Source organism: Chitinolyticbacter albus (genome assembly GCF_024437655.1).
Taxonomy (GTDB): domain Bacteria; phylum Pseudomonadota; class Gammaproteobacteria; order Burkholderiales; family Chitinibacteraceae; genus Chitinolyticbacter; species Chitinolyticbacter albus.
This window is the reverse complement of the sequence record NZ_JANBVF010000041.1, coordinates 1-22381: the sequence shown is the minus strand read 5'-3', so window position 1 is coordinate 22381 and position 22381 is coordinate 1. Positions and strand designations below refer to the sequence as shown.

Genomic DNA, 22381 nt, shown 5'->3' with positions numbered 1-22381 from the left:
TCGTGCTGCGCAGCCCTGGGGGCCACTGCTGCATGTGGCCCCTGCCCGGACATCGCTCGCCGCCACCCGCCTGGCCCCGAACGCGGTCGCGGTCGCGTCGGAAACGGGCGCTTGTGGCACGCTGGGATGAGTCAGGCCCCGCCTTGCCCGGTGGCCATTTGCGCGGCCACATAATCCAGAAAACAGGCTATCCGTGGCGCCAACGCCGTATTGCGGTAGTACACCGCGTGCACCGACTGGCGCACGTCCGCCGTGTGCTCAGGCAGTACCTGGATCAAGGCACCGCGTTCGCGATCATGCCGGGTCATGAAATCGGCCAGACAGACCAGGCCCGCGCCCGCGAGCGCGAGCTGGCGCAGCGTTTCGCCGCTGGAGGCGCGCAGTGTGGGTTGGGCGGCGTAGTGCTCGCCCAGTGCGTGGCGCAAGGGCCAGGCGTTGAGGCTGTCCGGCTGGGTGAAGCCGAGCAGGCGGTGCCGGGCGAGATCCGCCACCTGCTGCGGCGCGCCGTGCTCGGCCAGGTAGGCGGGGCTGGCCAGCACCCGCAGTGGGTTGCTGCCCAGTGCTCGGGCGTGCAGCGTGGAATCGGCCAGCGTGCCGATGCGGATGGCAACGTCGGTGCGTTCCTCGATCAGGTCGATGATGTGATCGCTCGTGTTCAGTTCCAGCTCGATCTGCGGGTAGACGGCGCAGAAGTCGGGCACCAGCGGCGCGAGCACGTGCAGCATGAACGGGGCGGCGGCATTCACCCGCAGCCGGCCTGCAGGCTGGCTGCGGCGCAGCGCCATCAGTTCCTCGGCATCCTCCACGCTGGCGACGATGTGCCGCGCCTGCTCCAGGAACAGCCGGCCTTCTTCGGTGAGTTCCAGCCGGCGGGTGGTGCGATGGAGCAGCGTGGCGCCCAGCTTGGTCTCCAGCCGTGCCAGCGTGCGGCTGACGGCGGAAACGGTCTGCTCCAGCCGTTCGGCGGCGGCGGTGATGCTGCCGCCATCCACCACGGCAATCAGCGTGGCGAGTTCGTCGAGTGTGGTTTTCATTGTTGATTTTTTTTCAAGTATTTTTTGGTTTTTAGCGGCTTTTTCATCAATGGTCAAAGCCGGACACTGCGGCTTCGTTCACTGGAGCCTTGCCATGCCACTTGCCCTGCTGGCGCTGACCATCAGCGCCTTCGCCATCGGGACGACGGAGTTCGTCATCGTCGGCCTGATACCCACCATCGCCGCCGATCTCGGCGTTTCCGTGCCTTCGGCAGGATTGCTGGTCAGCCTGTATGCGCTGGGCGTGGCCATCGGTGCGCCGGTACTGACTGCGCTGACCGGCCGGGTACCGCGCAAGGCTTTGTTGCTGGGACTGATGCTGCTGTTCACTGTCGGCAACCTGGTGGCCTGGCAAGCGCCAGGCTACGCCTCGCTGGTGGTGGCGCGCGTACTCACCGGCCTTGCGCACGGGGTGTTCTTCTCGATCGGCTCCACCATCGCCACGGGGCTCGTGCCACGTGAAAAGGCGGCCAGCGCAATCGCCACCATGTTCTCCGGGCTGACGGTGGCGCTGGTCACCGGCGTGCCGCTGGGCACCTTCATCGGCCAGCATTTGGGCTGGCGGGAGACCTTCCTGGCAGTATCGCTGCTGGGCGTGATCGCGTTCGTCGCCAGCGCCGTGTTCGTTCCGCGTCACATCAAGAGCAGCCCGCCGGCTTCGGTATTGCAGCAACTGAAGGTGCTGCAACAGCCGCGATTGCTGCTGGTATACGCGATGACGGCGGTGGGCTACGGCGGCAGCTTTGTTGCCTTTACCTTTCTCGCGCCTATCCTGCAGCAGGTGTCCGGTTTCAGCGCGGGCGCGGTGAGCGGGGTGTTGCTGGTCTACGGTGTCTCGGTGGCCGTGGGCAATATCTGGGGTGGCCGGCTGGCCGACCGGCGTGGTCCGATCGCTGCGCTGAAGCTGATCTTCGCCGGGCTTGCTGCGGTGTTGTTCGTACTGAGCGTCACCGCCAACAATCCGTGGCTGGCGCTGGCCACCGTGCTGGCCTGGGGTGCCTTCGCTTTTGGCAATGTGCCGGGGCTGCAGGTCTATGTGGTGCAACAGGCTGAGCAGCACGCGCCGCACGCGGTCGACGTGGCATCGGGCCTGAATATTGCCGCCTTCAACCTGGGCATCGCCGGTGGCGCCTGGGGCGGCGGATTGATCGTGCAGCATCTGGGTTTGCTGCACACGCCATGGATAGGTGGGCTGATCGTGATCGGCGCCTGGCTGCTTACCGCGAGGAGCGGCCGGCTCGATCGCGTCAACCCGGCCTTCGCGCCTGACAAGCCCGCGTTTGCCGCCGCGCATTGAGTTCAGGACCCCTCGACAGGAGCACAGCATGTCCATTCCCGCATTTGGTCTAGGCACTTTCCGCCTCAAGGACCAGCAAGTGATCGATTCGGTGAAGAACGGCCTTGCCGTCGGTTACCGCCACATCGATACCGCCCAGATCTACGGCAACGAGGCCGAAGTCGGCCAGGCCATCGCCGAATCCGGCGTGCCGCGTAGCGAGCTTTTCATCACCACCAAGATCTGGACCAGCAACTTCACGCCCGACACGCTGCTGCCCAGCCTGAAGGAGAGCCTGGCCAAGCTGCGCACCGACGCGGTCGATCTCACGCTGATCCACTGGCCCTCGCCACACGACGAGATTGCCGTGGCCGATTACCTGCCGCTGCTGCTCGAGGCCAAGCGCCAGGGTCTGACGCGGCAGATCGGGGTGTCCAACTTCACCATCCGCCACCTGCAGCAGGCCATCGATGTTGTCGGCGCGGACCAGATCGCGACCAACCAGGTGGAAATCCACCCGTTTCTGCAGAACCGCAAGCTTGCGCAGTTCGCACATGGAGCGGGCATCCACCTCACCGCCTATATGCCGCTCGCCTACGGCAAGGTGATGGAAGACACGCTGCTGCAGCGCATTGCTGCCAACCACGGCGCAACGCCGGCCCAGGTGGCGCTGGCGTGGCTGCTACAACAGGGCTACGCGGTGATCCCGTCGTCGACCAAACGGGCAAACCTGGAAAGCAATCTCGCCGCGCAGCGGCTGCAACTCTCGGCCGAGGAGATGGCGGAAATCGCCGCACTGGACCGGGGCGAGCGCCTCGCCAAGCCGGATTTCGCCCCGGAATGGGATTGATGGCCACGCGGCCTGCTGTGTCGCCTAAGGTGGTGGCACCGGCTGCGTGCCGGTGTCACAGGAGCCGACGATGAACAGACGTTTATGGTGGGTGGCAGCAGGTTTGGGCCTGGCTGCACAACTGGGCCTGGCAGCGGATACCAGCCGGGATGACTTCTTGAAGGAAGCGCGCGAGCGTGCAGGCAAGCTGTTCGAACAGCTCGATGCCAACAAGGATGGCGTGCTGACACAGCAGGAGCGAGATGCCAAGCGCAAGGAGGTGGCGAAGGATAGCAATATGAATCCGTCGCGCCTGCACGGCGACGTCAACCGTGATGAATACTTCGCCAAGGCCGACACCTTGGCCGGCAAGGTGTTCGACCACGCGGACCGTGATCACAACGGCGTGCTCACCTCTGCCGAGCGCAAGCGTGCGCGGGATACCTACCGTACCCGCTTGCAACAGCACCGCATGGACCCCGACGTCGGCGGCGCCTGATTGCCCGATTGATCTGCTTTAAAAAGGCGCCCAAGGGCGCCTTTTTTACTTAACGGAGGGAAGCCAAAGTACGGCTTTGGTCTATCTGGATAACCGATCGACGTCAGCCTGCATTGGGCGCACACCGAATCGAGAAGTCAACATGGTAGTGCTCGTCGTGCCGCACCCAGGGCTTGCCCTTCATGAAGGGGATGTTCCGACGCAGGTAATCGCCACGCGAGGTCGCGAAGAGCATAGGCAGGTATTTGGAATCGAAGATCACCATGGCAATGCCCACTCCGCGAGCACGAGCAGCGGCATCAAGCTGGTACAGATGTTCGCCTATGGCCTCGTAGTCGATCGTGTATTGCTCGTAGCGCCCCCCTGAATCGAATTCGATCCCGTATCCAAGCTTGTTCGCGAACCCAATCGGGAGGCGCGTCGGGGTGCCTGCGCGATCGCGTACCGGAACAAAAAAGTCGACGGACAGGCCGTTCTGATGTGACCGGTGCGGCCTGAAATTCCCGCCCGACTCCCACCCCGTTTCGCCGTACACGAAGTGGACGTTGGCCTCATGGGCAGCAAGCGCGCCATACGCCGCAACAACGATCTCGGCCACTCTCGAATGGACATAGGTGCGCCCGGCGCTCCATCCCACAGAGCTATATGTCTCGAAGTTGGGCCCGGACGGAGGGAGCTGGACCCCTCCTTCCAGGTGTCCGTTTGCAACGGTGCCGAAGCATCTGCTCTCCGAAGCGTGCGCCGCGACCACCGCAAGACCGGCACAAAGAGCGACAAGGAAGGCGGAAGGCTTTTGCATGCAGGCTAAGGGTAGAAGTAACCGGCGCACTTTAGCGCGTCCGGGTTTGACTGAGAGGTTGGGCATCGCGCCGAAGGCGTGGGCCTGAATGATTCGTTAGGGCAGATTGTAGACGGTGATGCCGTAGTCCCGCTCCGGCACGCCAGGGACCAAAAGGCTGAAGTGCTGCCGGCAGGTGCAAGCGGCCACCTCGTCGGTCGGTGAGGAATACTTGGTTCTAATAAACAGCCGCCCGCCTATCCGTTGAACCGCAGCAGATCGCCGCGTTTCGCCGCAGGTCTGGGGCTCGGAGACTTCAACCATGAGTGAGCCGCCCTTCCAGGCTGAGCTGCTGTGCGTTTCCATATCAATGCCACCATTGCAGCTTGGTCCCGGAGTGACGACCACTCCGTCGATAGCAAGCGGCGTGAATCTGAAGTAGATGAAGGGCAATACGACGATAATGCTTAGTGCGATGAACACAGCAGATAATCGCTTCACGGAGGTAAGCCCTAAAGTTTGAATTAACGGCCGGGCGTTAGCCCATCCCGGTTGAATGAAGAGTTAGGCGCCATTTCTGTACGCGCGCCACAAACCTTTACTGCCAATCCCCGCTATTACAAGAAATACTACAAAAGGCAGGGCGAGTGCGGTGAGCCAAAGCGAATAGTGCACACTGGGAAAATCTGATGGGATACCTATGAAGTGGCCCCAAAAATTGATGGCGCCAAGTGACAATGAAATGATGCAGGACAGAAGGATCCCATTAACAGTTTCATTGTGTCGTCCTTGGTGCGCAATAGTAAGGCCGGACAGGAATGCCGCAATATACGGAAGCCAAAGAAATATTTCCGATATTGGGGTGGAAATTGAAATTCCGCAGGCAGGCGCTGCGTACATTGGTCCAGTAATGACACAAAACACTAGAAATCCAAAACCAATGACTCGTACATCCACTTGCATAGCGGCACCTAATTGTTTGACGTGAGGGGCCGCCGAAGCGGAGAAGCCGTGAAGGGTACCTACAAGCGCAGCGTGTGGGCGGTCCCTCTCGACGGAGTTGTTAGCCGCCACGGCTCAGCACTCCGGCAGCAACAATCTCCCCCTTTAGCTCAAGCAATAATCTCGATCCAAGCGGGGCGTTAATTGGGGTTTGAGCTTCGAACATCAGTTCATCATTGCCTCCCGGACTAAGCGAGCGTGCCGATTTGACCACTGCGCTAACAGACTGACCGTTGATCCAGACAGCAACTGCCGATCCCTTGTTCAAGACAGCAGTGTACTTTGATTCGAGCTTGGTCAGAAGATAGAGGTATGCATGTAAAGTTCGGCCCGAAAATTTTTCTAGCGAAACGACTTTTCTGGCCGGTAGCGACAGAGTCTTACTCAATATGGCCTTGGTTCCGACTCCATTTGTGTGCAATTTTGGAATGGATCGGATCGATGCATCATGGAAAACCATCGCTGTATTGCCGCCCATTTCGTACTTGTTCATCAGCTCCCTGACTTCAAACTCTTCTAATTCGACAAGCTCGTTAGCGTCGCGCATCCCTTCAAGCAGAGGCATGTTGACGAACATAACAGACAACGAAGGAACGCCCGCTTGGCGCGCAATGAGAATGTGCTCCCTCGTGATTTGGAGAGGGCCAGAAGCAGCATCGACGACAATAATTGCGTGCCGAGCGCTCTGTGCCGAATTTGCAACTTCTGATGCGGTGGCCCCGCGACTGGGGGTGCCGACTTTTATCCTAGAGCTCTGGCATTCGGCCCCACATTTTTTTAGCACATCTAGGCGTATTTCATCGCCGAGGAAAACAATTTCGTTCGCGACGCTGCTACCAGCGATAAGGCAAAAGACAGTAGCTACGATCAAGGCTTGAAATATGTTCATAGAACCAGAAAAGGCTAACGTTTGAACTAACGGGCGGGCGTTAACTCGTCCCGGTTGAGTGAAGTCTTGGCAGCTTTCCGCAATTGGCTAACAACATCATTCATGGTTAATGATTCAGCCTCTGTTAGCGGCCGTTCGCAATAGGTTCGGCTCAGAAATAGAATTGTATCGCTCCCATCTGGCTCGTTTGTGTAGTCCGGATGGGAAACTATTTCAGATAGCAGTTTGTTCGTCACTGGTGCGACATGAAAATGGCAACTAAAACCGCTAGAAAAATCTAGCTTATAGAAAATAACTTTGCATGGCGCATAGAACGAATGCAGTAATTTCTCAGTATTTTTCAGCACCCAGCCGAGTTCTTGCAGTGCATTAGCACTCAGCTCATGTAAATCACTCTTCGACTCACGAGACGAAACCATGAGATAACCAGGGTGGCGAGCATCTCTGCGGTGGCTGACTAGCCAATGGTCAGTTTCAAAAATGAAATGCTGGTTCATGTGTGGCCCCTAACGTTTGACATGTGAGGCAGCGGCCGGCTTGCCGGGCGATGTCCTCTCGATGGAAGGGCGTCATTGTGCTCATCGCACCATCAGCTTGCGCAGCATGCGGTCCGGACTGGCCAGAAAATCTCTAGTGACCTGGAAGTGCTCAGTGTCTTCGTACGCAACTTGCGAAACGCCGTCTTTGCTGCAGAGATAAATAACCGATTCGGGATACGCCATCAGGATTGGCGAATGAGTGGCAATGATGAACTGAGAGTCATCTTGGGCGAGGTCATGTATTCGTGCCAGGACGGCAAGTTGACGTTGCGGTGACAAGGCTGCCTCCGGTTCGTCAAGGATATATAGGCCTTGGCCGCCAAAGCGCTCTGTCATGAGTGCCAGGAATGACTCGCCGTGTGATTGCTCATGTAAGGATCGGCCACCATATGAGTTGATGACTGGCGGGCTAGGAGCAGGCTCTGCATCGAGGTTCTCGATCTCTGTGGCGACGTTAAAGAAGCTTTCTGCTCGCAAGAAGAAACCATCTCGAGGCCTGCGAAATCCCTTTGCGATGCGAAGGAACTCATGAAGCTCAGAGTGGGAACGCCGAGTGCCGAAGCGGAAATTCCTGGTGCCACCTTCCGCATTGAAACCAAGAGAGATAGCAATGGCCTCAAGCAGCGTTGATTTACCAGAACCGTTCTCACCCACGAAGTAGGTGACTTTTGGGTGAAGGTCAATGCTCTCAAGGGAATGAACGGCTGGAAGACTGAATGGGTAGCGATTGAATGAATCGACCTTCTCGCGACGTAAGGTGATTCGGCTAACGTACTGAGACGAGATCATGACGCCCAACGCCTGAATTAAGCCGCCGCCACGAAGTGGCGGTCGGCTTGAATGAATTGTTAGAGGTCGTCCGGGGAACGAGCAGCATTAGGCTTTCATCTCTAGGTAGGGCCGGAAGCCATCAAGGGTGCCCCATTCAATTGCAATCAAGGCCATGGAAGAACTATCTCGAATCCTTGTCCATCCATCCAGGTGAAATATCTCGCGGTTGAAGCACTGCGCCTCATTGTCCGTAAGCGAGTCAATGGCAAGAGACACTTCCGACAGAGCATCAAGGGTCGTTGGAGCGGCGTAAGTCGCAATCGTTTGCTGGAACTCGCTATATGCGCTGTCAAAGCATTGAATCAGCTTGCAGCACGGGCAGTCGGGTACGGACTCGGCCTGGTCAGCGGCGGGCATCGCAAGGAATTGGAGCTTCTCGCAAAGAGAGAAGAGCGCACGAATCTCTCTCCTATCAGAGCGTGCGTCCCACTCCCAGATGACATCAGTGAACCCGTTGCTCACAAGACCTCTAACGTTAAGTAGTGTCCCTAAAAGACCGGTCGCGGATCGTTTAGGGGTGATAAATGCGCCAGCCATCCGGCTGCCGCGCCTTGTCCCCGCTAGTTTTCGACCGCTACGCCGGGTTTTAGCGACCCTAAAAATCCGAGGTAAACATACCATGGCGGCCGATGCATCGCGTTCACCACGCTGCAGGGCCTGGTCCGTGACCGGGTTCGGGTGTTGCATGACTGCATACGGACCGACGAGGCTTACCTTGGCTGGATTGCTGCATTCAACCGCTTTCACGGCGTGCGCCATCCGTTGGGGGTAAGGCCTAGGTTGCAGTATTTCTAACACACCATGCAGTCTAGCGTCATGCCGCGGCTGCGACCCAGGCGCTAGCCAAATCGGCGGTGTTGTTTTTGTTAAAACAAGATGCTCGGAATCAAATTGCCGGGGCTGGATGAGCTGGCCTGCGCCCAAGAGGCCCAGCGTATACCGGCGGTATTCACGCAAGAGGGAGTGGCGGGTGCACTGACCGCAATGGCTTGGGTATCGTGCGGCCATCCAGCAGGATGAAGCGTCGACACGCTTCGTCGCCCAGCATGGCGCGAAATTGTTGGCATCGAGCATCGTCGGCAAAAAGAGGCGCCCCAAGGGCGCCTCTTTTTCCTGCCGCCTCAGATGAACATGCCGCCCGAGGCTTCGATCCGCTGGGCGTTGATCCAGCCGGCCTCATGGGACAGCAGCAGCGCGATGGCGTTGCCGATATCGTCCGGCAGGCCGACCCGACCCAGCGCGGTCTGGGCGGCGATCTGGGCGTTCAGCTCGCTGTTGTCGCGGACCACGCCGCCGCCAAAATCGGTCTCGATGGCGCCAGGGGCGATCACGTTAACGGCGATGCCGCGCCCGCCCAGTTCCTTGGCGAGATAGCGCGTCAGCACCTCGATGCCGCCCTTCATCGTTGCGTAGGCGGCGTAGCCGGGCAGGGCGAAGCGCGCGAGGCCGGTGGAGACATTGAGGATGCGGCCGCCATCGTTGATCAGTGGCAGCAAGGCCTGGGTGAGGAAGAACGGCGCCTTCAGGTGGATCTTCATCAGCGTGTCGAACTCATCCTCCGTCGTTTCGGCGAAGGTGGCGTAGATGGCGATGCCGGCATTATTCAGCAGGTAGTCAAAGCGTTCGCGGCGCCAGCGCGCCTGCAGCTGTTCGCGCACGGCCGCCGCGAAGGCGGGAAAGGCGCCGCTGTCGGCCACGTCGAGCTGCAGCGCCACGGCCCGGCGGCCCAGTGCCTCGATCTCGGCGACCACCTGCGCCGCTTCGCCGGCTTGGCTGCGGTAGGTCAGGATGATGTCGGTGCCGCGTGCGGCGAGCTTGAGCGCGGCATTGCGGCCGAGGCCACGGCTGCCGCCGGTGATGAGGGCGATCTTGGTCATGATGAGCTCCTGTTCGATGACGCCGGAGGTCCGGCTTGCGATGCAGTGTATTGTTGTGATGGTTGGCGATAAATTGCGCTTATATGGCTAAACTGTTCGAATTGAACGAACAATGAGGTCGGCATGGAGCAACTCGCCGCGATGCGCGTCTACCTGCGGGTGGCGGAGCTTGCCAGCTTCACCCAGGCGGCCGAACAGCTGGGCCTGCCCAAGGCCAGCATCTCGGCGGCGGTGCAGCAGCTGGAGAACCAGCTGGGCGCACGGCTCCTGCACCGGACCACGCGCCGGGTGCAGATGACGCAGGATGGCCAGGCGTATTACGAGCGCTGCCGCGATCTGCTGGCGGACATGGATGAGTTGCAGGCCATGTTTCAGGCGGGGGAGGGGGATCTGACGGGGCGGTTGCGGGTGGATTTGCCGGCGGCCAGCGCGCGCATGTATGTGCTGCCGCGCCTGCCGGAGTTCCTCGCCGCGCATCCGCGCATCGAGCTGGAGCTCTCCAGCACCGATCGGCGGGTGGATCTGGTGCGCGAGGGCTTCGATTGCGTGATGCGGGTGGGGGCGCTTGTCGATTCCAGCCTGATCGCGCGGCGCCTGGGGCGCTTCGAGATGGTCAATTGCGCCAGTCGCGATTACGTGGCGCGTTACGGCCGGCCCGGCACGTTGGCCGATCTGGCTCAGCACCGGCTGGTGCACTACGCCGCGACGCTGGGCGCCAAGGTGGCGGGCTTTGAGTACGTAACCCCTGGCGGGGTGGCCTTACTGGCGATGGCTGGGGTGATCACAGTGAACAACTCCGAGGCCTACCAGGCCGCATGCCGTGCGGGCCTTGGCATCATCCAGCTGCCGCGGGTCGGCGTAGCGGATGGCTTGGCGAGCGGCGAGCTGGTGGAGTTGCTGCCGGACTGGCGCGCCGAGCCGATGCCGGTCTCGCTGCTTTACGCCAACCGCCGCCACCTGCCGCGGCGGGTGCAGGCCTTCATGGCCTGGCTGGCCCAGGTGATGGCGCCTTATCTGCAGTCGGATGACGATCAAGCCGCTTCGGGCTGAGCAGCTCGGCCGGCCATTGGCCTCAGGCTGCGGCGCGCCGCATGCGCTAAGGTGGCGATATCATCGTTCGCGATCTGGCCATGCTGCTTGCCCTCTCTAACCGTTGGATGCCAGGTCTTGCCGAGCTGATCCACTACCAGCGGCAGCACTGGCGCGCCGATCTGCAATCGGGCATCTCGGTGGCGGCGGTGGCGCTGCCGGTAGGCATCGCCTATGCCCAGCTCGCCGGGCTGAGCCCTGTCGCCGGGCTCTACAGCTCCATCGCGCCCATGGTGGTGTATGCGCTGGTGGGATCGTCGCGGCAGCTGATCGTGGGGCCCGATGCCGCCACCTGCGCCATGATCGCCGCCACGCTGGCGCCCTTGTCGGTGGCGGGCACCGCGGAATACGAGTCGCTGGCGATCACCTTGTCACTGCTGTGCGCGGTGTTCTGCCTGCTGGCCAGCCGCTTTCGCCTGGGCTTTCTCGCCGATTTCCTGTCCCGACCCATCCTGGCCGGGCTGCTCAATGGCGTGGCGATCAGTATTGTCATCAGCCAGCTCGGCAGAATCACGCGGCTGAAGCTGCCCGGCAATGACGTGATCAGCCGCTTGTTGTCGCTGGCGCAACAGCTGCCGGACATACACTGGATCACCCTTGCGCTCGCCGGCGCGACCATCGCCATCTATGCGCCGCTCAAGTACCGCTGGCCTCGCGGCCCGGCAGCGCTGGTTGCGATGACGACGGTGACCGCGGCGAGCTATCTGTTCGAGCTGTCGCGCTATGGCGTGGCGGTGGTCGGCGCGTTGCCATCCGGCCTGCCGCATTGGGTCTGGCCCAGCCTGCCACACGATCTGTTGGGCACGCTGGTGCCCTCGGCCGCGGCGCTGGCGCTGGTGTCGTTCAGCAGCGGCATGCTCACCGCGCGCAGTTTTGCGGTCAAGAACGGCTACGAGATCGATGGCAACCGCGAATTCCTGGCGCTGGGCGCAGCCGATATTGCAAGCGTGCTCAGCCAGGGTTTTGCCGTGGCAGGTTCCAGCTCGCGCACACTGGTGGCCGATGTAACGGGCGGGCGGACCCGCATGGTGCCGCTGATCGCTGCTGCAGCATTGCTGCTGTCGCTGTTCCTGCTGACCGATATCCTCGCCGCGCTACCGGTGGCGGCGCTGGGCGCCATCCTGATCGCGTTCTCGATCAGCCTGATCGATATGGATGGCCTGTTGGGGTTGCGCCGCTACAGTCGCGCCGAGTTCAAGATCGCGCTTGCCACCGTGATCGGCGTGGTGCTGTTCGGTGTGATGTCCGGCATCCTGCTGGCGGTGGCACTCGCCTTGCTGCGCTTCCTGATGCAGATGGCGCGGCCATCCGAGCAGCTCTTCGGCGTGATTGCTGGTCAGGGCGGGTTGTACGAGCTGGCGCACTACCCGGAGGCCAAGCCGATTGCCGGCCTGTTGATCTACCGCTTCGAATCGCCGCTCACCTTCTTCAATGCCGATTATTTCCGCCAGCGCCTGCTGGCCTTGGTGGCGGAGCACGCACCGCGCTGGGTGGTGATCGATGCGGTATCGATTGCCGAAGTCGACCTGACCGGTGCGCTGGCGATCAGGGCGTTGCAAAAAAAACTGGCCGAATCGTGTATCGAACTGGTGATCGCCGGCCGTACCGCGCAGCTGATGGAGTGGCTGGCGCATAGCCGGATCGATCCGGCCAGCACCGGCCTTCATTTCTATCCATCGCGCCAGGCGGCGCTGGCGGCGTTCCTGGCTTTGCCTACGGCGGCGGCACCGGATCAGAGCTAGCATTTGCCATACGCTTACATCGGCGCTGCATAGGCAGCGCCATTGTGGCGATCCACCGTCGCAAGCTGGGATAAAAACGATTTAGCACATCGTAATCCGCTTATTTGCTGTCTAATTTCTTTCTTAAGAAGAAAATATTTCCGTGCATCAATGCCTCAGCAGCCACAGGGGGTTGCATTTGAGGAGCATGGCAATGAAGCAAATATGGTCTGCTGTGGCGCTGCTCGCGGTGACGAGCTCGGCGCATGCGGCGTTCAGTGATTACAGCCGTTGGTTGACTTTGACGGAGTGGAAAGTCGAGCAAAGCAATGTCACGGGCACCAGCGAGCTGTTTACCTTGAACGGTCGCCAGTACGAGCGTTTCAATCTCACCATCTTACCGACCGCTATAGAGTATTGGCCCATTAAGACCTTCACCCTGCGGGGTAGTCTGTCCAACCAGGCATTTCTGACGCACTTGCGCCTTGGTGAGTTGACGTACGTGATAAAGCGCGACTACCACGACGGCACTGATCCCGAAATTGGCGTCTCTCTCTCGACTACTACCATCAGCTTGGCGGCCGGGAATACAGCGTGGGCAAACTGTTTGAGACCGTCTACGCAGACCCCCTCTTCGAGGCTACGACCGAAACGCGGCCCTATTTGTACACGCAGACTTTTCAGGGCGCATTTGGCGGGCCGGAGCAAGTCTTTTACAGTTCGTTGAAAGCCTGGCAGATGGGCTGCTGCAACTCGTTCACCGTACCGGAAATCGAGCTCTCCTTCGTGGCGAACCCGGTGCCGGAACCGGAGACCTACGCGCTGATGGGAACGGGCTTGCTCGCTGGCTTGTTGGTGCGCCGGCGCCAGCAGGTTGGGAAGTCGCATCGTGATGAGGTGCGAGCATGATGAAGCCGATGATTGCCGCAATGGGCCTGTTGTTGGCTACCCAGGCGTATGCGCAGTTCTCCGATTACCAGCGCTACCTGACCGTTTCGGATGGCGCGTCGTTTAGCGGTGACAGTCAACGGGTGCGGTACGAAGGGCAGCTTTTCGAGTCTTTCACCCTGAGGTTTGATCTGACTGCCGCTGGCAGAGCAACAAAACGATATTGGCCAGCAGCTGACGTTTGGTCTGAACCTGAAGCTGTCCGACCAAGCCTTTCTGGAGCGAATATACATCTCGGCTGCACGCGCCGACATCCACGTGGACATGCCCCCCAACACCCCAGATATGTCTCATTATCCCGGTGTGGCAAATGGTGATGTCACGTTCGTGTCGCAGCTTGGTACCCGAAAACGGACGGTGGATTTCTCCGGTACAACGCCAGTAGGGTGGTCGTCATACACGCTGGTGGCGGTAGCTACAGCCTTGGTCGATCTTACGATAGTCGGACTCCGTGGGAACCCTATACGCTCGACTACCAGCAACACATACAGCTGGATCAGATGGGCTGGAGTTGGAGCCCGGGTGCTGCGCAGCTCAATTTCCTTGTGCCGGTGGCCCCAGTGCCCGAGCCGGAAACCTATGCGCTGATGGGGATCGGCGTACTGGCGCTGGTGCTGCGCCGGCGTCGAGCCACGAAGTCCTAGTTGATAGGGGGCGCTATCGCACCCGCTATTCGCTCGTGCCGATGCTGCGTATCCGCGAAATCGCAGCCGGCAGCGATCAATGCAGGATGGCTGCAGGGCCTTGCGCCAGCGGCACTTTGCCAGTCTTGAGCGTCGGCGGTGGCGTGATGCCCATCGAGACATAAATGCTGGTGAGCTTGTCCACGCCGATCTGCGCCGGGCGGATCCATTCGCACGGCACATAGAGCAGGCCGCCGCCGATGGGCACCGGCGCGGTCGGCACCAGGATCGCCTGGTACGGCCTGCCTTCCAGCTCTACCGGTTCCGGGTTGGGCATCAAGGCCAGCACGGCGACGCCGTCGCCGCCGAAGAAGCACCAGACCGGCGCCATGGCGCCGATATCCGCTTCCTGATTCTGGTCCAGCAAGCCGACGAAGCGATCTGCCAGGTTGTAGAGGTTGCCGATCAGCGGGATGCGGCGCAGCGTCTTGTCCACCAAGGCCGCGAGTGGGCGCTTCAGGCCGGATTGCACGGCGAGGCCCAGCGGGTAGATGGCGGCGATCAGCAACAGCGTGCCGAAGAAGTAGGCAAGGTAGGGGTTGCTGGCAAATGGCGTACCCAGAAGGCCGAACAGCTTGCCGATCAGGCTGCCTGGGCCGATGAGCTGGTTGAGCAGGCTGATCACCCAGCCGATCAGCGTGAGGGTGAGCGCAAGCGGCAGCAGGGCGATCAGGCCGGCGAGCCAGGTGGTGAGGATGGATCTGAAGCTGTGTTTGAGCATGATGGCCAAATGAGGGGCGGTTACGGCGCATGATAAAGCGACGATCTGACGGTGTGATGTGGAAATTGCCCTCGCGATATCGGGATTGGGCAACAACGACGGTCGCGCTACCGTGCAGCCGCCACTGGAGCGGCAGCCCGTTGCAGGTCTATGGCCAGCCGGTAGGCCGCTGTGTGATCGACTGCGCTCCCAGCCTAGCAGCGAGACCGGGATCGGCATGCGGGCCGATCTGGCTCGGCTGGTGACGCAAGCGTTGCCGGCCATACCGGCGGCTCACGGGCGGTAAACGGCGTGGGCAGTGCATTCTGCGCGATCACTGCCGCGGGCAGCGATAAACCGCTCAACGCGCGCCGTAGACCATGTGCTCGGCGAAGCCGCGCCTGAGCGGCGCCGCCTGGTCCAGCGCCAGCAGCCCCAGGCTGCGGCCATGCTTGAACAGCGGGCCGGGTTTGTCGAACAGCGTGATCAGGCTATCGGTGAACGCAGTGACGAGGCCGGCGTCGCGCCGGCGCAAGCGGGCGTAGCGCGCCAGCGTGGCCGTCTCACCCACATCGTGGCGCGGCGTGGCGGCCAATACATCGGCGAGCACCGTGGCGTCGCGCAGCCCCAGGTTGAGGCCTTGTCCGGCGACCGGGTGCAAGGTCTGCGCGGCGTTGCCGATCAGCACCACGCGGCGGTCGGCCACGCTGTTCACCGTCTTTAGCGCCAGCGGAAAGCTGACCCGAGGGCCGACCGCGGTAAACCCTGGCACACGGCCGGCGAAGCGTTGGCCGACTTCAGCGATGAAATCGTGATCGGACAGCGCCAGCCGCACCTGGGCATCGGCCGGGTTCTGCGTCCACACCAGTGTGTAATCGTCGCCGCGCGGCAGCAAGGCCAGCGGGCCGTCGTCGGCAAAGCGCTCGTAGGCGATATGGCGGTGCGACGCGGACGGGGTCAGCGTGGCGATGATCGCGTGCTGGTCGTACGGCTTCACGGTCTGGCGGATGCCGGCCAGCGTATCAACGAGCTTGCCGCCGTCGGCGAGGATGGCGAGGCGGCAGGTCAGCTGCCGCGGCCCGGCCTCGGTGGCGATGCTGAGCTCGGCGTATCGGGCCAGCTGGCGGATGCCGGTGACGGGAGTGCCGAGCGACACACGTGCCGATCCGGCCTGCAGTCGTTCCAGCGCCAGCTGCGCCAGCGCCGCGTAGCCGATCACGTAGCCGAGTGCCGGCAGCTTGATCTCGGCGGCGGACAGCTCGGCGCGGCCCAGCGTATCGGCCTGCGAGACCAGTACTTTTTCGATGGCGGTCGGTGCCAGCCGTGCTTCGTCCCACAGCCCGACGCGATTTAGCGCTTCGCGGCTGGCGTGTGACAGCGCCAGCGCGCGGGCATCCTGGCCGATATCGCGCTTCGCTTCGAGCACGAGCACGTCGTGGCCGGCCGCAGCCAGCCGCAACGCCACCAGCGCGCCGACCGGGCCGCCGCCGACGATGGCGATATCGACATGACCGGGCAGGGTGCTCATGCGGCGACATCCCGCATCAGCGCCTCGATGCCGGCAACATCGCGCGGGCAGCCGTCGGTGAGCACCTCGTTGCCGCTGGCGGTGATGACGACATCGTCCTCAATGCGCACGCCGATATGTTCGAACTCGGCCGGCACATTGTCGGCAGGTCGGATATAAAGGCCGGGCTCGATGGTGAACACCATGCCGGCTTCGAGCTGGCGCCAATCGCCGTTCTGCTTGTAGGCGCCGGCGTCGTGCACATCGAGCCCCAGCCAGTGGCCGGTGCGGTGCATGTAAAACTGGCGATAGCTCTCGCTTTCCAGTGCCTCGCTGAGCGAGCTCTTCAGCAGCTTCAGATCGATCAGGCCCTGCGCCAGCACGGCGACGGCCGCGTCGTGCATCGCGTTCCAGGGCTTGCCGGGCAGTGCTTGCTGCATGGCGGCGGCGTGCGCGGCCAGCACCAGCTCGTACACCGCTTTTTGCGGGCCGGAGAAGCGGCCATTCACCGGGAAGGTGCGGGTGATATCGCTGGCGTAACCGTCGAGCTCGCAACCGGCGTCGATCAACAGCAGATCGCCATCCTGCATCTGCCGGTTGTTCTCGACGTAGTGCAGCACGCAGGCATTGGGCCCGGAAGCGACGATGCTGGTGTAGGCCGGAAAGCGGCTGCCCTGGCGGTAGTAGTCGTGCAAGAGCTCGGCTTCGACCGCGTACTCCATCATTCCCGGGCGCGTCGCGCGCATCGCGCGCACGTGCGCAGCGGCGTTGATGCTGCCTGCGCGGCGCATCACGTCGAGCTCAGCCTCATCCTTGAACAAGCGCAGCTCGTTGATGGCGTCGCGAACGTCGACGATCTCGCGCGGCGCGGCCACGCCGGCGCGGGCCTGCGAGCGCACCGCGTTCAGCCAGCCGGCGACGCGCGCGTCCCAGGCGGCATCGATGCCGAACGGCGTATGGATGCGCGGCTGATTGGCGATCAGCTTGACGAGCTCGGTGTCGAGGTCGTCCCAGCTGTAGGTGCGGTTGAAACCGAAGGCCTCGCGCGCGGCCTGGGGCCCGTAGCGGTAGCCGTCCCAGATCTCGCGTTCCAGGTTCTTGTCACGGCAGAACAGCACCGCTTCGAACTCACCGCCTTCCTTCACCAGCAACACCAGCACGGCCTCGGGTTCGGTGAAGCCGGTCAGGTAATAGAAGCTGGAGTCGAAGCGGTAGGGGAACTGGGTGTCGGCGTTGCGTGCGAGTTCTGGCGCGGTCGGCACGATGACGATGCCGGGTGCGAGCGTAGCGGTAAGCCGGGCACGGCGGGACTGGAAGGGGGAGATCTGCTGCGCGGCGGGCATGCGGGCTTTCCTGAGTGGGCTGTTCTGATTATACGGCTGCCTTGTTCCGCGGGCAGCCGCCCGGGTGCTTGGCGATGCGTCGCCCGGCATGGGCGCATCTATTACTTATTGCGTGTCTTGTGTTGTTAGACAGTTTTTTGAAAAGACTTATAAATTGTTGCTGTCCATACGCTGATCGCCTGCTTTGCCGCATTGACGAGGGCAATTGTAGTATCCGGGCAGACTTCCACTGCGCTGTTTCGGGTTGAGCCTGCTCCTCGATCTTCGCTTCACAACTGGCAGGGCTCAGCCGCAGGGCAAGCGGGGGAAGTTATTCAGTCAACCGGGGCCGGATTAAGAGCGGCTAACAAAACCCTGCTGGCGACGTCGCACTCACCTGCCGTACGCCATGTACTGTCTGCGCGTGAAGGAAGTCCGAGTTATCGCCTTTCAGGGCGTTTCGCGCTTCTGGCCAGAACCGCTGCGCGGGTTTTGTGATCAGCTCCTAGCTGCCTGTTACCTCAAGCGTAGGCCCACGCCAATCTTGGATTGAACGGGCTCTAAAGGAGACGCCATGACTTCCCGCATCAAGCCACTCTTGATATCAGCGCTTTTCACGCTGCTGGCTGCAGGCTGTACAACCATCCATCAAATGGATGGCACCCAGATGAAGATCGTGACCCTCCCGGATGGCATGTCGGAGGAGATCGCCAATGACATGCGCGCCGGAGAAAAGGTCATATTCAAGATCCCCAAGGGGCAAAGCGTTCCGGTAAAGGTATCGATCGACCTGCCTACCCTCAAGTTGGAAAACGGAACGAATAATGCGGTTTTTGCTCAGGATGTATTCATGATCGTGAGCCCGACTGGTTTGAGGATCAGTCCAGACGCGCAACGCTGGGCCGCTATCGAAGATTTCGAAGCAATCAAGACCCTGTTTGAGCTTCCCCCAGGACGGGTCGCTTTTGGCTTCCACGCCAACAAAGAGGAAGGGACGTTTTTCGCTTTGCAGATTGAAAGCAAGCGCTAAGCGCCTGTTCAAACCCTTTTCGCGGACTGGCGCGTGCTGATCGAAGTGCGGGGGCCGCGCAGTAGCGCCGCCTGCGATGCAGCCAGAACGGGCTTCGCGCCCGTAGGTTGCATCGCCCAGTCGGCAACGTCTACTTCAGCCGGTAGAAGCGCTGGGTTTCCTCGGCACCGGTCGCGTAGCGTTCCAGTTTGTCGCCGACCACCTGGTCGATCTTGTTCAGGCGATCGTTGGGGGCAGGGTGGGTGCTGAACATCAATTGCACCGTACCGTCGGCCGGGTTGATCGCCGAGAGCGCCTGCAGCACCGAGACCAGCGCATACGGGTTGTAACCGGCACGCGCGGCCAGCGCCATGCCGCGGATATCGGCCTCGTACTCGTCGTCCTTGTCGAGGCCGCGCACGAACACTTCGGACATGCCCGAGAGCGCATTGGCGCCGATCTGGCGCGCGGTATCGCCCTGCTTGTAGCTGGCGAAGCCTTGCAGTGCGTTGCCCATGGCCTCGCGGCCCTTGCCGGCCTGGATGGCACGGATATGGTGATGCAGCAGCACGTGGCTGATCTCATGCGCCAGCACGCCGGCCAGCTCGGCCTCGTCGTTCAGTTTCTGATAGAGGCCGCGCGTGATCAGGATGGTGCCGCCCGGCGTGGCGAAGCCATTGACGTTCGGGCTGTCGATCACGCCGAAGCGCCAGCTGAGATTCGGCGCTTCGGAACGGCTGGCCACCCACGCGCCGACCTGGTTCACGTAGCGCTGCAGCGCGGCGTCGTTCACCAGCGGCGCCGCGCCCAGGAGGTTGGCGGCCAAGCCGTCGCCGATGGCCGCTTCTTCCTTGGGGCCTATGGTGCGGTTGGCATCGATGGTGTTCTGCACGGCGCCAGACACGGCGTTCACGAGGTCCGGGTTCTTGTTGAGCTCGTCGACGAGCTTGCCCAGGTCCAGGGCGTGAGTCAGCGGCGCGACCAGCAAGGTCGCCAGGGCGAGGGAGATCAGGTTCTGTTTCATGGCGGGCCTCACGGACGGCGGTTCATCGGTGAAGTCGCATCGGTATTGCTGCCGCTGGCGCTCCCCCGGGTGTAGGCCACGTAGGGCACGCTCTGCGCACCGAGCCCGGCCTGGCGGGCGCTGCTCGTGGCACTGCCGCTGCTCACCTGATACTGCTTGAGCTTGTCGAGCTCGGCGAAGTTGGGCTTGGCATTCTCGATCTGCTCGGCCGACAGTCCCTTCACGCCGGTGGTCACCGTGGTGCCGGACGAGCCGGTGGTGATCACCTTGCCCAGCGTGCCGAGCCCGCCGCCGCCGCCACTGCCTGCGCTGCCGGTGCGCACGTTCAGGAGTTTCACCCAGCCGCTCTGGCCGCTGGCGGTCTTTACCTGCATCCACGCGCCCTTGCGGGCGACGATGTTGAGACGGCTGTTGGCCGGCAGCTCGCTGACGGTGGCGGCGTCGAGCAGCGGCTTTTGCTTGAGCGGTGTGGCGCGGATCAGCGTGCCGCTGTCGGCCCAGCTTGCGCCGGCGGCGATCAGGCCAGCCAGCGCCAGTGATATCCAGTGTTGTTTCATTCCGATGTGTCCTCGTTGCGCGCCGAGACAGCGCGCGGTTCCAGCAACTGTACCGCTTGGCCGCGACCCTTGACGTGATGCTGGCCACGGTCGATGAAGTCAAAGCGCTCGCCGCAGGCGTCGCGTGTGGCCTGCGACACCAATACCCGGGCCACGCCGCGGGTTTCGCCCTCGATGCGGCTGGCGAGGTTCACCGTGTCACCGATGGCCGTGTAATCGAGCCGGGCCGACGAGCCGATGAAGCCGACCACGGCGGGCCCGGTGTGGATACCGATTCCAATGTCAAAGTCGGCGCCCAGTTCAGTCAGCTCCAGCTTGAAGGCGTCGAGCTCGCGCGACATCTCGAGTGCAGCGGCGACCGCGTGTTCCGCGTGCTTCGCGTCGTTCACCGGTGCACCCCAGAATGCCATGATGGCATCGCCGATGAATTTATCCAGCGTGCCGCCGTGGCGGAAGATCACTTCGACCTGCCGTGAAAAATAACGATTGAGCAGCGCGACGATTTCCTCGGGTGGCCGCGTCTCCGACAGCGTGGTAAAGCCGCGGATGTCGGAGAACAGCACCGTCACCTGCCGGCTTTCCGCGCTGCGATTGGGGTCGAGCTCTCCCTGATCGATCAGATCCTGCACCACGCGGTGATCGAGGAATCGACCGAACAGTTGCACCGCTTGTTCCCGGCGCGCCTTCTCCGCCAGATAAGCGATCAGTGCGGCCAGCCAGAAGTAGATCCAGCCCCAGGCCAGCGCGCCGATCAACGGCCAGTAATGATGGGTCTTCAGCCCCAGCCACATGGCGGCGAGTGCTACGGCGCTGGCCCCCGCGAGCGCGAGGCCCAGCCACAGCGTGTTCACGCCGCGTTCGAACCCCAGCCAGCACAGTGCGGCAAGCAGTACGGCCAGCGCCGCGAATGCCGGGCGCGGCAGCTCGCTGAGCCAGTCGCCACGCTGCAGGTTGTCGATGGCGGTGGCGAGGATTTCCACTCCGGGGAAGGTCTGCGACAGCGGGGTGGGGCGCAGATCCTGCAGGCCGGGGGCGGCGGTACCGATGACGACGATCTTGCCGGCGAATTCATCCGCCGCGCGCTTGGGGGTACTGCTATTGGCATCCAGATAGATAGCGGCGAACGGTACATGGGCGTGGGGCCGCGTCCAGTTGAGCCGGACCCGCTCGCCCACAGGCACGCTCCAGCCGGCGTCGCGGGCGATGCGCGCCGGCAGCGAGGGGATGGACCAGCCATCGACCTGGCGTACGACGAGGTAATGGCGGCCCATGCCGTCGTGGTCTGCGTCGAAGTTGATCAGCCCGCCACGCCAGGTCTCGGGTGGCAATACCGTAGGCAGCAGCAGCGGCGGGTTGGCCTCGGCGTTGGCGATTGGTCCTGGCGTGATGCCGAGCGCGGCGGGGAGGGCCTTGAGCGGGCTGCCGCTACCGTCGTTCAGCAGCACATAGGGAAAATAGAGATTGCGGTGCTGCAGCGCGGTGTCGCGCAGCAACGCGTCGCTGTCCGGGCGGAAGGTGTCGGCCTCGTTGAACAGAATGTCGAACACGATGGCACGCGGCCGCTGCGCCGCAAGGATCTCGATCAGCTCGGCATGGATGGCACGCGGCCAAGGCCAGCTGCCGGCCACCTCGTTCATCGCTTCCAGACTCTTCTGGTCGATGTCGACGATGACGATATCGCTGCTGGCTGGACGCGACGCCGCATGCTGGCGCAGCAGCACGTCGCCGCCTCGGTCGTCGAGCGGGCGCGTGACGTTAAGCCAGCCGTAGTCGAGCCCGATCAGGGCGATGATCAGCAGCAGCAGGGCAAGGTAGCGGCGGCGGGTGGACATGGATGGGCCGGAAGGTGCGGATAGCCGCCGTTATAGCATGACGGCGGCGTGCAGCGCCGTGAGCCGGCGCCAAAACATCACGGCGCCCTCGTGGGGCGCCGTGATGGCTTCAAGCCGCGACGTCAGCGTGCGGCTTAAGCAGTCAGTTGCAGCAGCTTCTCGAACGCCTCATCGAACAGCTTGAGGCCTTCGCTTTGCAGCTGCTCGCCGACGATGTTGAAGTCAAAGCCCAGCTTGCGCAGGGTGACCAGCGCCTGGATGGCTTCGGCCGTACCGGTTTCCAGGCGGGCCGCAGCCTCGCCATGGTCACGGAAGGCATCGAGGGTGGCATCGGGCACGGTGTTCACGGTGTCCGCGCCGATCAGCTCTTCCACATACATGGTGTCGCGGTAGGCCGGGTTCTTGGTACCGGTCGACGCCCACAGCAGACGCTGC

At 62.3% G+C, this 22381-nt stretch carries 23 protein-coding genes; 8 read left to right on the top strand and 15 right to left on the bottom strand.

Features of this window, described 5'->3' with window-relative positions; translation table 11 throughout:
• Positions 1-131 precede the first annotated feature (131 nt).
• On the bottom strand, positions 132-1034 hold the full coding sequence (locus NLI84_RS16915; protein WP_255991955.1) for a LysR family transcriptional regulator: 903 nt from the start codon (positions 1032-1034) through the stop codon (positions 132-134).
• A gap of 94 nt (positions 1035-1128) precedes the next feature.
• Here NLI84_RS16915 and NLI84_RS16910 point away from each other — a divergent pair, with 94 nt between their 5' ends.
• From NLI84_RS16910 to NLI84_RS16900, 3 genes are all read left to right on the top strand, one after another.
• On the top strand, positions 1129-2331 hold the full coding sequence (locus tag NLI84_RS16910) for an MFS transporter (RefSeq protein ID WP_255991953.1): 1203 nt from the start codon (positions 1129-1131) through the stop codon (positions 2329-2331).
• 28 nt (positions 2332-2359) lie between these two features.
• Positions 2360-3160: a 2,5-didehydrogluconate reductase DkgB gene (gene dkgB, locus NLI84_RS16905; RefSeq protein ID WP_255991951.1), complete on the top strand. Its 801-nt coding sequence runs from the start codon at positions 2360-2362 to the stop codon at positions 3158-3160.
• A 70-nt stretch (positions 3161-3230) separates the two neighbouring features.
• Positions 3231-3638: an EF-hand domain-containing protein gene (locus tag NLI84_RS16900; RefSeq protein WP_255991949.1), complete on the top strand. Its 408-nt coding sequence runs from the start codon at positions 3231-3233 to the stop codon at positions 3636-3638.
• Between the two features lie 103 nt (positions 3639-3741).
• On the opposite strand, the gene NLI84_RS16895 is transcribed toward NLI84_RS16900, so the two are convergent.
• The 7 genes from NLI84_RS16895 to NLI84_RS16865 all read right to left on the bottom strand — a co-directional run bounded on the left by NLI84_RS16895 (position 3742) and on the right by NLI84_RS16865 (position 9554).
• Complete coding sequence (locus tag NLI84_RS16895; protein WP_255991948.1) at positions 3742-4437, bottom strand: penicillin-insensitive murein endopeptidase; 696 nt, start codon at positions 4435-4437, stop codon at positions 3742-3744.
• A 96-nt stretch (positions 4438-4533) separates the two neighbouring features.
• On the bottom strand, positions 4534-4917 hold the full coding sequence (locus NLI84_RS16890) for a hypothetical protein (RefSeq protein WP_255991946.1): 384 nt from the start codon (positions 4915-4917) through the stop codon (positions 4534-4536).
• A 562-nt stretch (positions 4918-5479) separates the two neighbouring features.
• Positions 5480-6307, bottom strand: coding sequence for a GTP-binding protein (locus NLI84_RS16885; RefSeq protein ID WP_255991944.1), 828 nt, complete (start codon positions 6305-6307; stop codon positions 5480-5482).
• Between the two features lie 26 nt (positions 6308-6333).
• A complete protein-coding gene (locus tag NLI84_RS16880; protein WP_255991942.1) occupies positions 6334-6804 on the bottom strand; it encodes an HIT family protein in 471 nt (156 codons plus the stop codon).
• An 81-nt stretch (positions 6805-6885) separates the two neighbouring features.
• A complete protein-coding gene (locus NLI84_RS16875; protein ID WP_255991938.1) occupies positions 6886-7635 on the bottom strand; it encodes an AAA family ATPase in 750 nt (249 codons plus the stop codon).
• Positions 7636-7722: 87 nt separating this feature from the next.
• Entirely contained in the window at positions 7723-8436 is a 714-nt protein-coding gene (locus NLI84_RS16870; protein WP_255991936.1) for a hypothetical protein, read from the bottom strand.
• 362 nt (positions 8437-8798) lie between these two features.
• Positions 8799-9554: an SDR family NAD(P)-dependent oxidoreductase gene (locus NLI84_RS16865; RefSeq protein WP_255991934.1), complete on the bottom strand. Its 756-nt coding sequence runs from the start codon at positions 9552-9554 to the stop codon at positions 8799-8801.
• Between the two features lie 123 nt (positions 9555-9677).
• Between NLI84_RS16865 and NLI84_RS16860 the strand changes: the two genes are divergently transcribed.
• From NLI84_RS16860 to NLI84_RS16845, 4 genes are all read left to right on the top strand, one after another.
• The gene (locus NLI84_RS16860) at positions 9678-10604 is read left to right on the top strand and encodes a LysR family transcriptional regulator (RefSeq protein WP_255991932.1); all 927 of its coding nucleotides are present in this window, start codon (positions 9678-9680) and stop codon (positions 10602-10604) included.
• 80 nt (positions 10605-10684) lie between these two features.
• Positions 10685-12385, top strand: coding sequence for a SulP family inorganic anion transporter (locus NLI84_RS16855; RefSeq protein WP_255991930.1), 1701 nt, complete (start codon positions 10685-10687; stop codon positions 12383-12385).
• Between the two features lie 573 nt (positions 12386-12958).
• Positions 12959-13273 carry a PEP-CTERM sorting domain-containing protein gene (locus NLI84_RS16850; protein WP_255991928.1) on the top strand — a complete coding sequence of 105 codons (315 nt, stop codon included), beginning with the start codon at positions 12959-12961 and terminating at the stop codon, positions 13271-13273.
• Between the two features lie 425 nt (positions 13274-13698).
• Positions 13699-13956, top strand: coding sequence for a PEP-CTERM sorting domain-containing protein (locus tag NLI84_RS16845; RefSeq protein WP_255991926.1), 258 nt, complete (start codon positions 13699-13701; stop codon positions 13954-13956).
• 76 nt (positions 13957-14032) lie between these two features.
• Here NLI84_RS16845 and NLI84_RS16840 read toward each other — a convergent pair whose 3' ends face one another.
• The 3 genes from NLI84_RS16840 to pepP all read right to left on the bottom strand — a co-directional run bounded on the left by NLI84_RS16840 (position 14033) and on the right by pepP (position 17545).
• Positions 14033-14716, bottom strand: a complete 684-nt coding sequence (locus tag NLI84_RS16840; protein ID WP_255991924.1) for a DUF502 domain-containing protein — start codon at positions 14714-14716, stop codon at positions 14033-14035.
• 340 nt (positions 14717-15056) lie between these two features.
• Positions 15057-16223, bottom strand: a complete 1167-nt coding sequence (locus tag NLI84_RS16835; RefSeq protein WP_255991922.1) for an FAD-dependent oxidoreductase — start codon at positions 16221-16223, stop codon at positions 15057-15059.
• Positions 16220-17545, bottom strand: a complete 1326-nt coding sequence (gene pepP, locus NLI84_RS16830) for a Xaa-Pro aminopeptidase (RefSeq protein WP_255991920.1) — start codon at positions 17543-17545, stop codon at positions 16220-16222. Before pepP ends, NLI84_RS16835 begins: the two co-directional genes overlap by 4 nt.
• A 553-nt stretch (positions 17546-18098) precedes the next feature.
• Here pepP and NLI84_RS16825 point away from each other — a divergent pair.
• A complete protein-coding gene (locus NLI84_RS16825) occupies positions 18099-18554 on the top strand; it encodes a hypothetical protein (RefSeq protein WP_255991913.1) in 456 nt (151 codons plus the stop codon).
• A 130-nt stretch (positions 18555-18684) separates the two neighbouring features.
• Here NLI84_RS16825 and NLI84_RS16820 read toward each other — a convergent pair whose 3' ends face one another.
• From NLI84_RS16820 to NLI84_RS16805, 4 genes are all read right to left on the bottom strand, one after another.
• Positions 18685-19557: a M48 family metalloprotease gene (locus NLI84_RS16820; RefSeq protein ID WP_255991911.1), complete on the bottom strand. Its 873-nt coding sequence runs from the start codon at positions 19555-19557 to the stop codon at positions 18685-18687.
• Between the two features lie 8 nt (positions 19558-19565).
• Positions 19566-20114: an SH3 domain-containing protein gene (locus tag NLI84_RS16815; RefSeq protein ID WP_255991909.1), complete on the bottom strand. Its 549-nt coding sequence runs from the start codon at positions 20112-20114 to the stop codon at positions 19566-19568.
• Positions 20111-21946, bottom strand: a complete 1836-nt coding sequence (locus NLI84_RS16810; protein WP_255991907.1) for an adenylate/guanylate cyclase domain-containing protein — start codon at positions 21944-21946, stop codon at positions 20111-20113. The genes NLI84_RS16815 and NLI84_RS16810 overlap by 4 nt, the downstream gene beginning before the upstream one ends.
• A 134-nt stretch (positions 21947-22080) precedes the next feature.
• A partial coding sequence (locus NLI84_RS16805) for a transaldolase family protein (protein ID WP_284699963.1) occupies positions 22081-22381 on the bottom strand: 301 nt, incomplete at its 5' end.

Bases quoted from the DNA above. Each gene is read 5' to 3' on its own strand.
- NLI84_RS16915 (WP_255991955.1), bottom strand. From the start codon at position 1,034: ATGAAAACCACACTCGACGAACTCGCCACGCTGATTGCCGTGGTGGAT.
- NLI84_RS16910 (WP_255991953.1), top strand. From the start codon at position 1,129: ATGCCACTTGCCCTGCTGGCGCTGACCATCAGCGCCTTCGCCATCGGG.
- dkgB (WP_255991951.1), top strand. From the start codon at position 2,360: ATGTCCATTCCCGCATTTGGTCTAGGCACTTTCCGCCTCAAGGACCAG.
- NLI84_RS16900 (WP_255991949.1), top strand. From the start codon at position 3,231: ATGAACAGACGTTTATGGTGGGTGGCAGCAGGTTTGGGCCTGGCTGCA.
- NLI84_RS16895 (WP_255991948.1), bottom strand. From the start codon at position 4,437: ATGCAAAAGCCTTCCGCCTTCCTTGTCGCTCTTTGTGCCGGTCTTGCG.
- NLI84_RS16885 (WP_255991944.1), bottom strand. From the start codon at position 6,307: ATGAACATATTTCAAGCCTTGATCGTAGCTACTGTCTTTTGCCTTATC.
- NLI84_RS16880 (WP_255991942.1), bottom strand. From the start codon at position 6,804: ATGAACCAGCATTTCATTTTTGAAACTGACCATTGGCTAGTCAGCCAC.
- NLI84_RS16875 (WP_255991938.1), bottom strand. From the start codon at position 7,635: ATGATCTCGTCTCAGTACGTTAGCCGAATCACCTTACGTCGCGAGAAG.
- NLI84_RS16870 (WP_255991936.1), bottom strand. From the start codon at position 8,436: ATGGCGCACGCCGTGAAAGCGGTTGAATGCAGCAATCCAGCCAAGGTA.
- NLI84_RS16865 (WP_255991934.1), bottom strand. From the start codon at position 9,554: ATGACCAAGATCGCCCTCATCACCGGCGGCAGCCGTGGCCTCGGCCGC.
- NLI84_RS16860 (WP_255991932.1), top strand. From the start codon at position 9,678: ATGGAGCAACTCGCCGCGATGCGCGTCTACCTGCGGGTGGCGGAGCTT.
- NLI84_RS16855 (WP_255991930.1), top strand. From the start codon at position 10,685: ATGCTGCTTGCCCTCTCTAACCGTTGGATGCCAGGTCTTGCCGAGCTG.
- NLI84_RS16840 (WP_255991924.1), bottom strand. From the start codon at position 14,716: ATGCTCAAACACAGCTTCAGATCCATCCTCACCACCTGGCTCGCCGGC.
- NLI84_RS16835 (WP_255991922.1), bottom strand. From the start codon at position 16,223: ATGAGCACCCTGCCCGGTCATGTCGATATCGCCATCGTCGGCGGCGGC.
- pepP (WP_255991920.1), bottom strand. From the start codon at position 17,545: ATGCCCGCCGCGCAGCAGATCTCCCCCTTCCAGTCCCGCCGTGCCCGG.
- NLI84_RS16825 (WP_255991913.1), top strand. From the start codon at position 18,099: ATGACTTCCCGCATCAAGCCACTCTTGATATCAGCGCTTTTCACGCTG.
- NLI84_RS16820 (WP_255991911.1), bottom strand. From the start codon at position 19,557: ATGAAACAGAACCTGATCTCCCTCGCCCTGGCGACCTTGCTGGTCGCG.
- NLI84_RS16815 (WP_255991909.1), bottom strand. From the start codon at position 20,114: ATGAAACAACACTGGATATCACTGGCGCTGGCTGGCCTGATCGCCGCC.
- NLI84_RS16810 (WP_255991907.1), bottom strand. From the start codon at position 21,946: ATGTCCACCCGCCGCCGCTACCTTGCCCTGCTGCTGCTGATCATCGCC.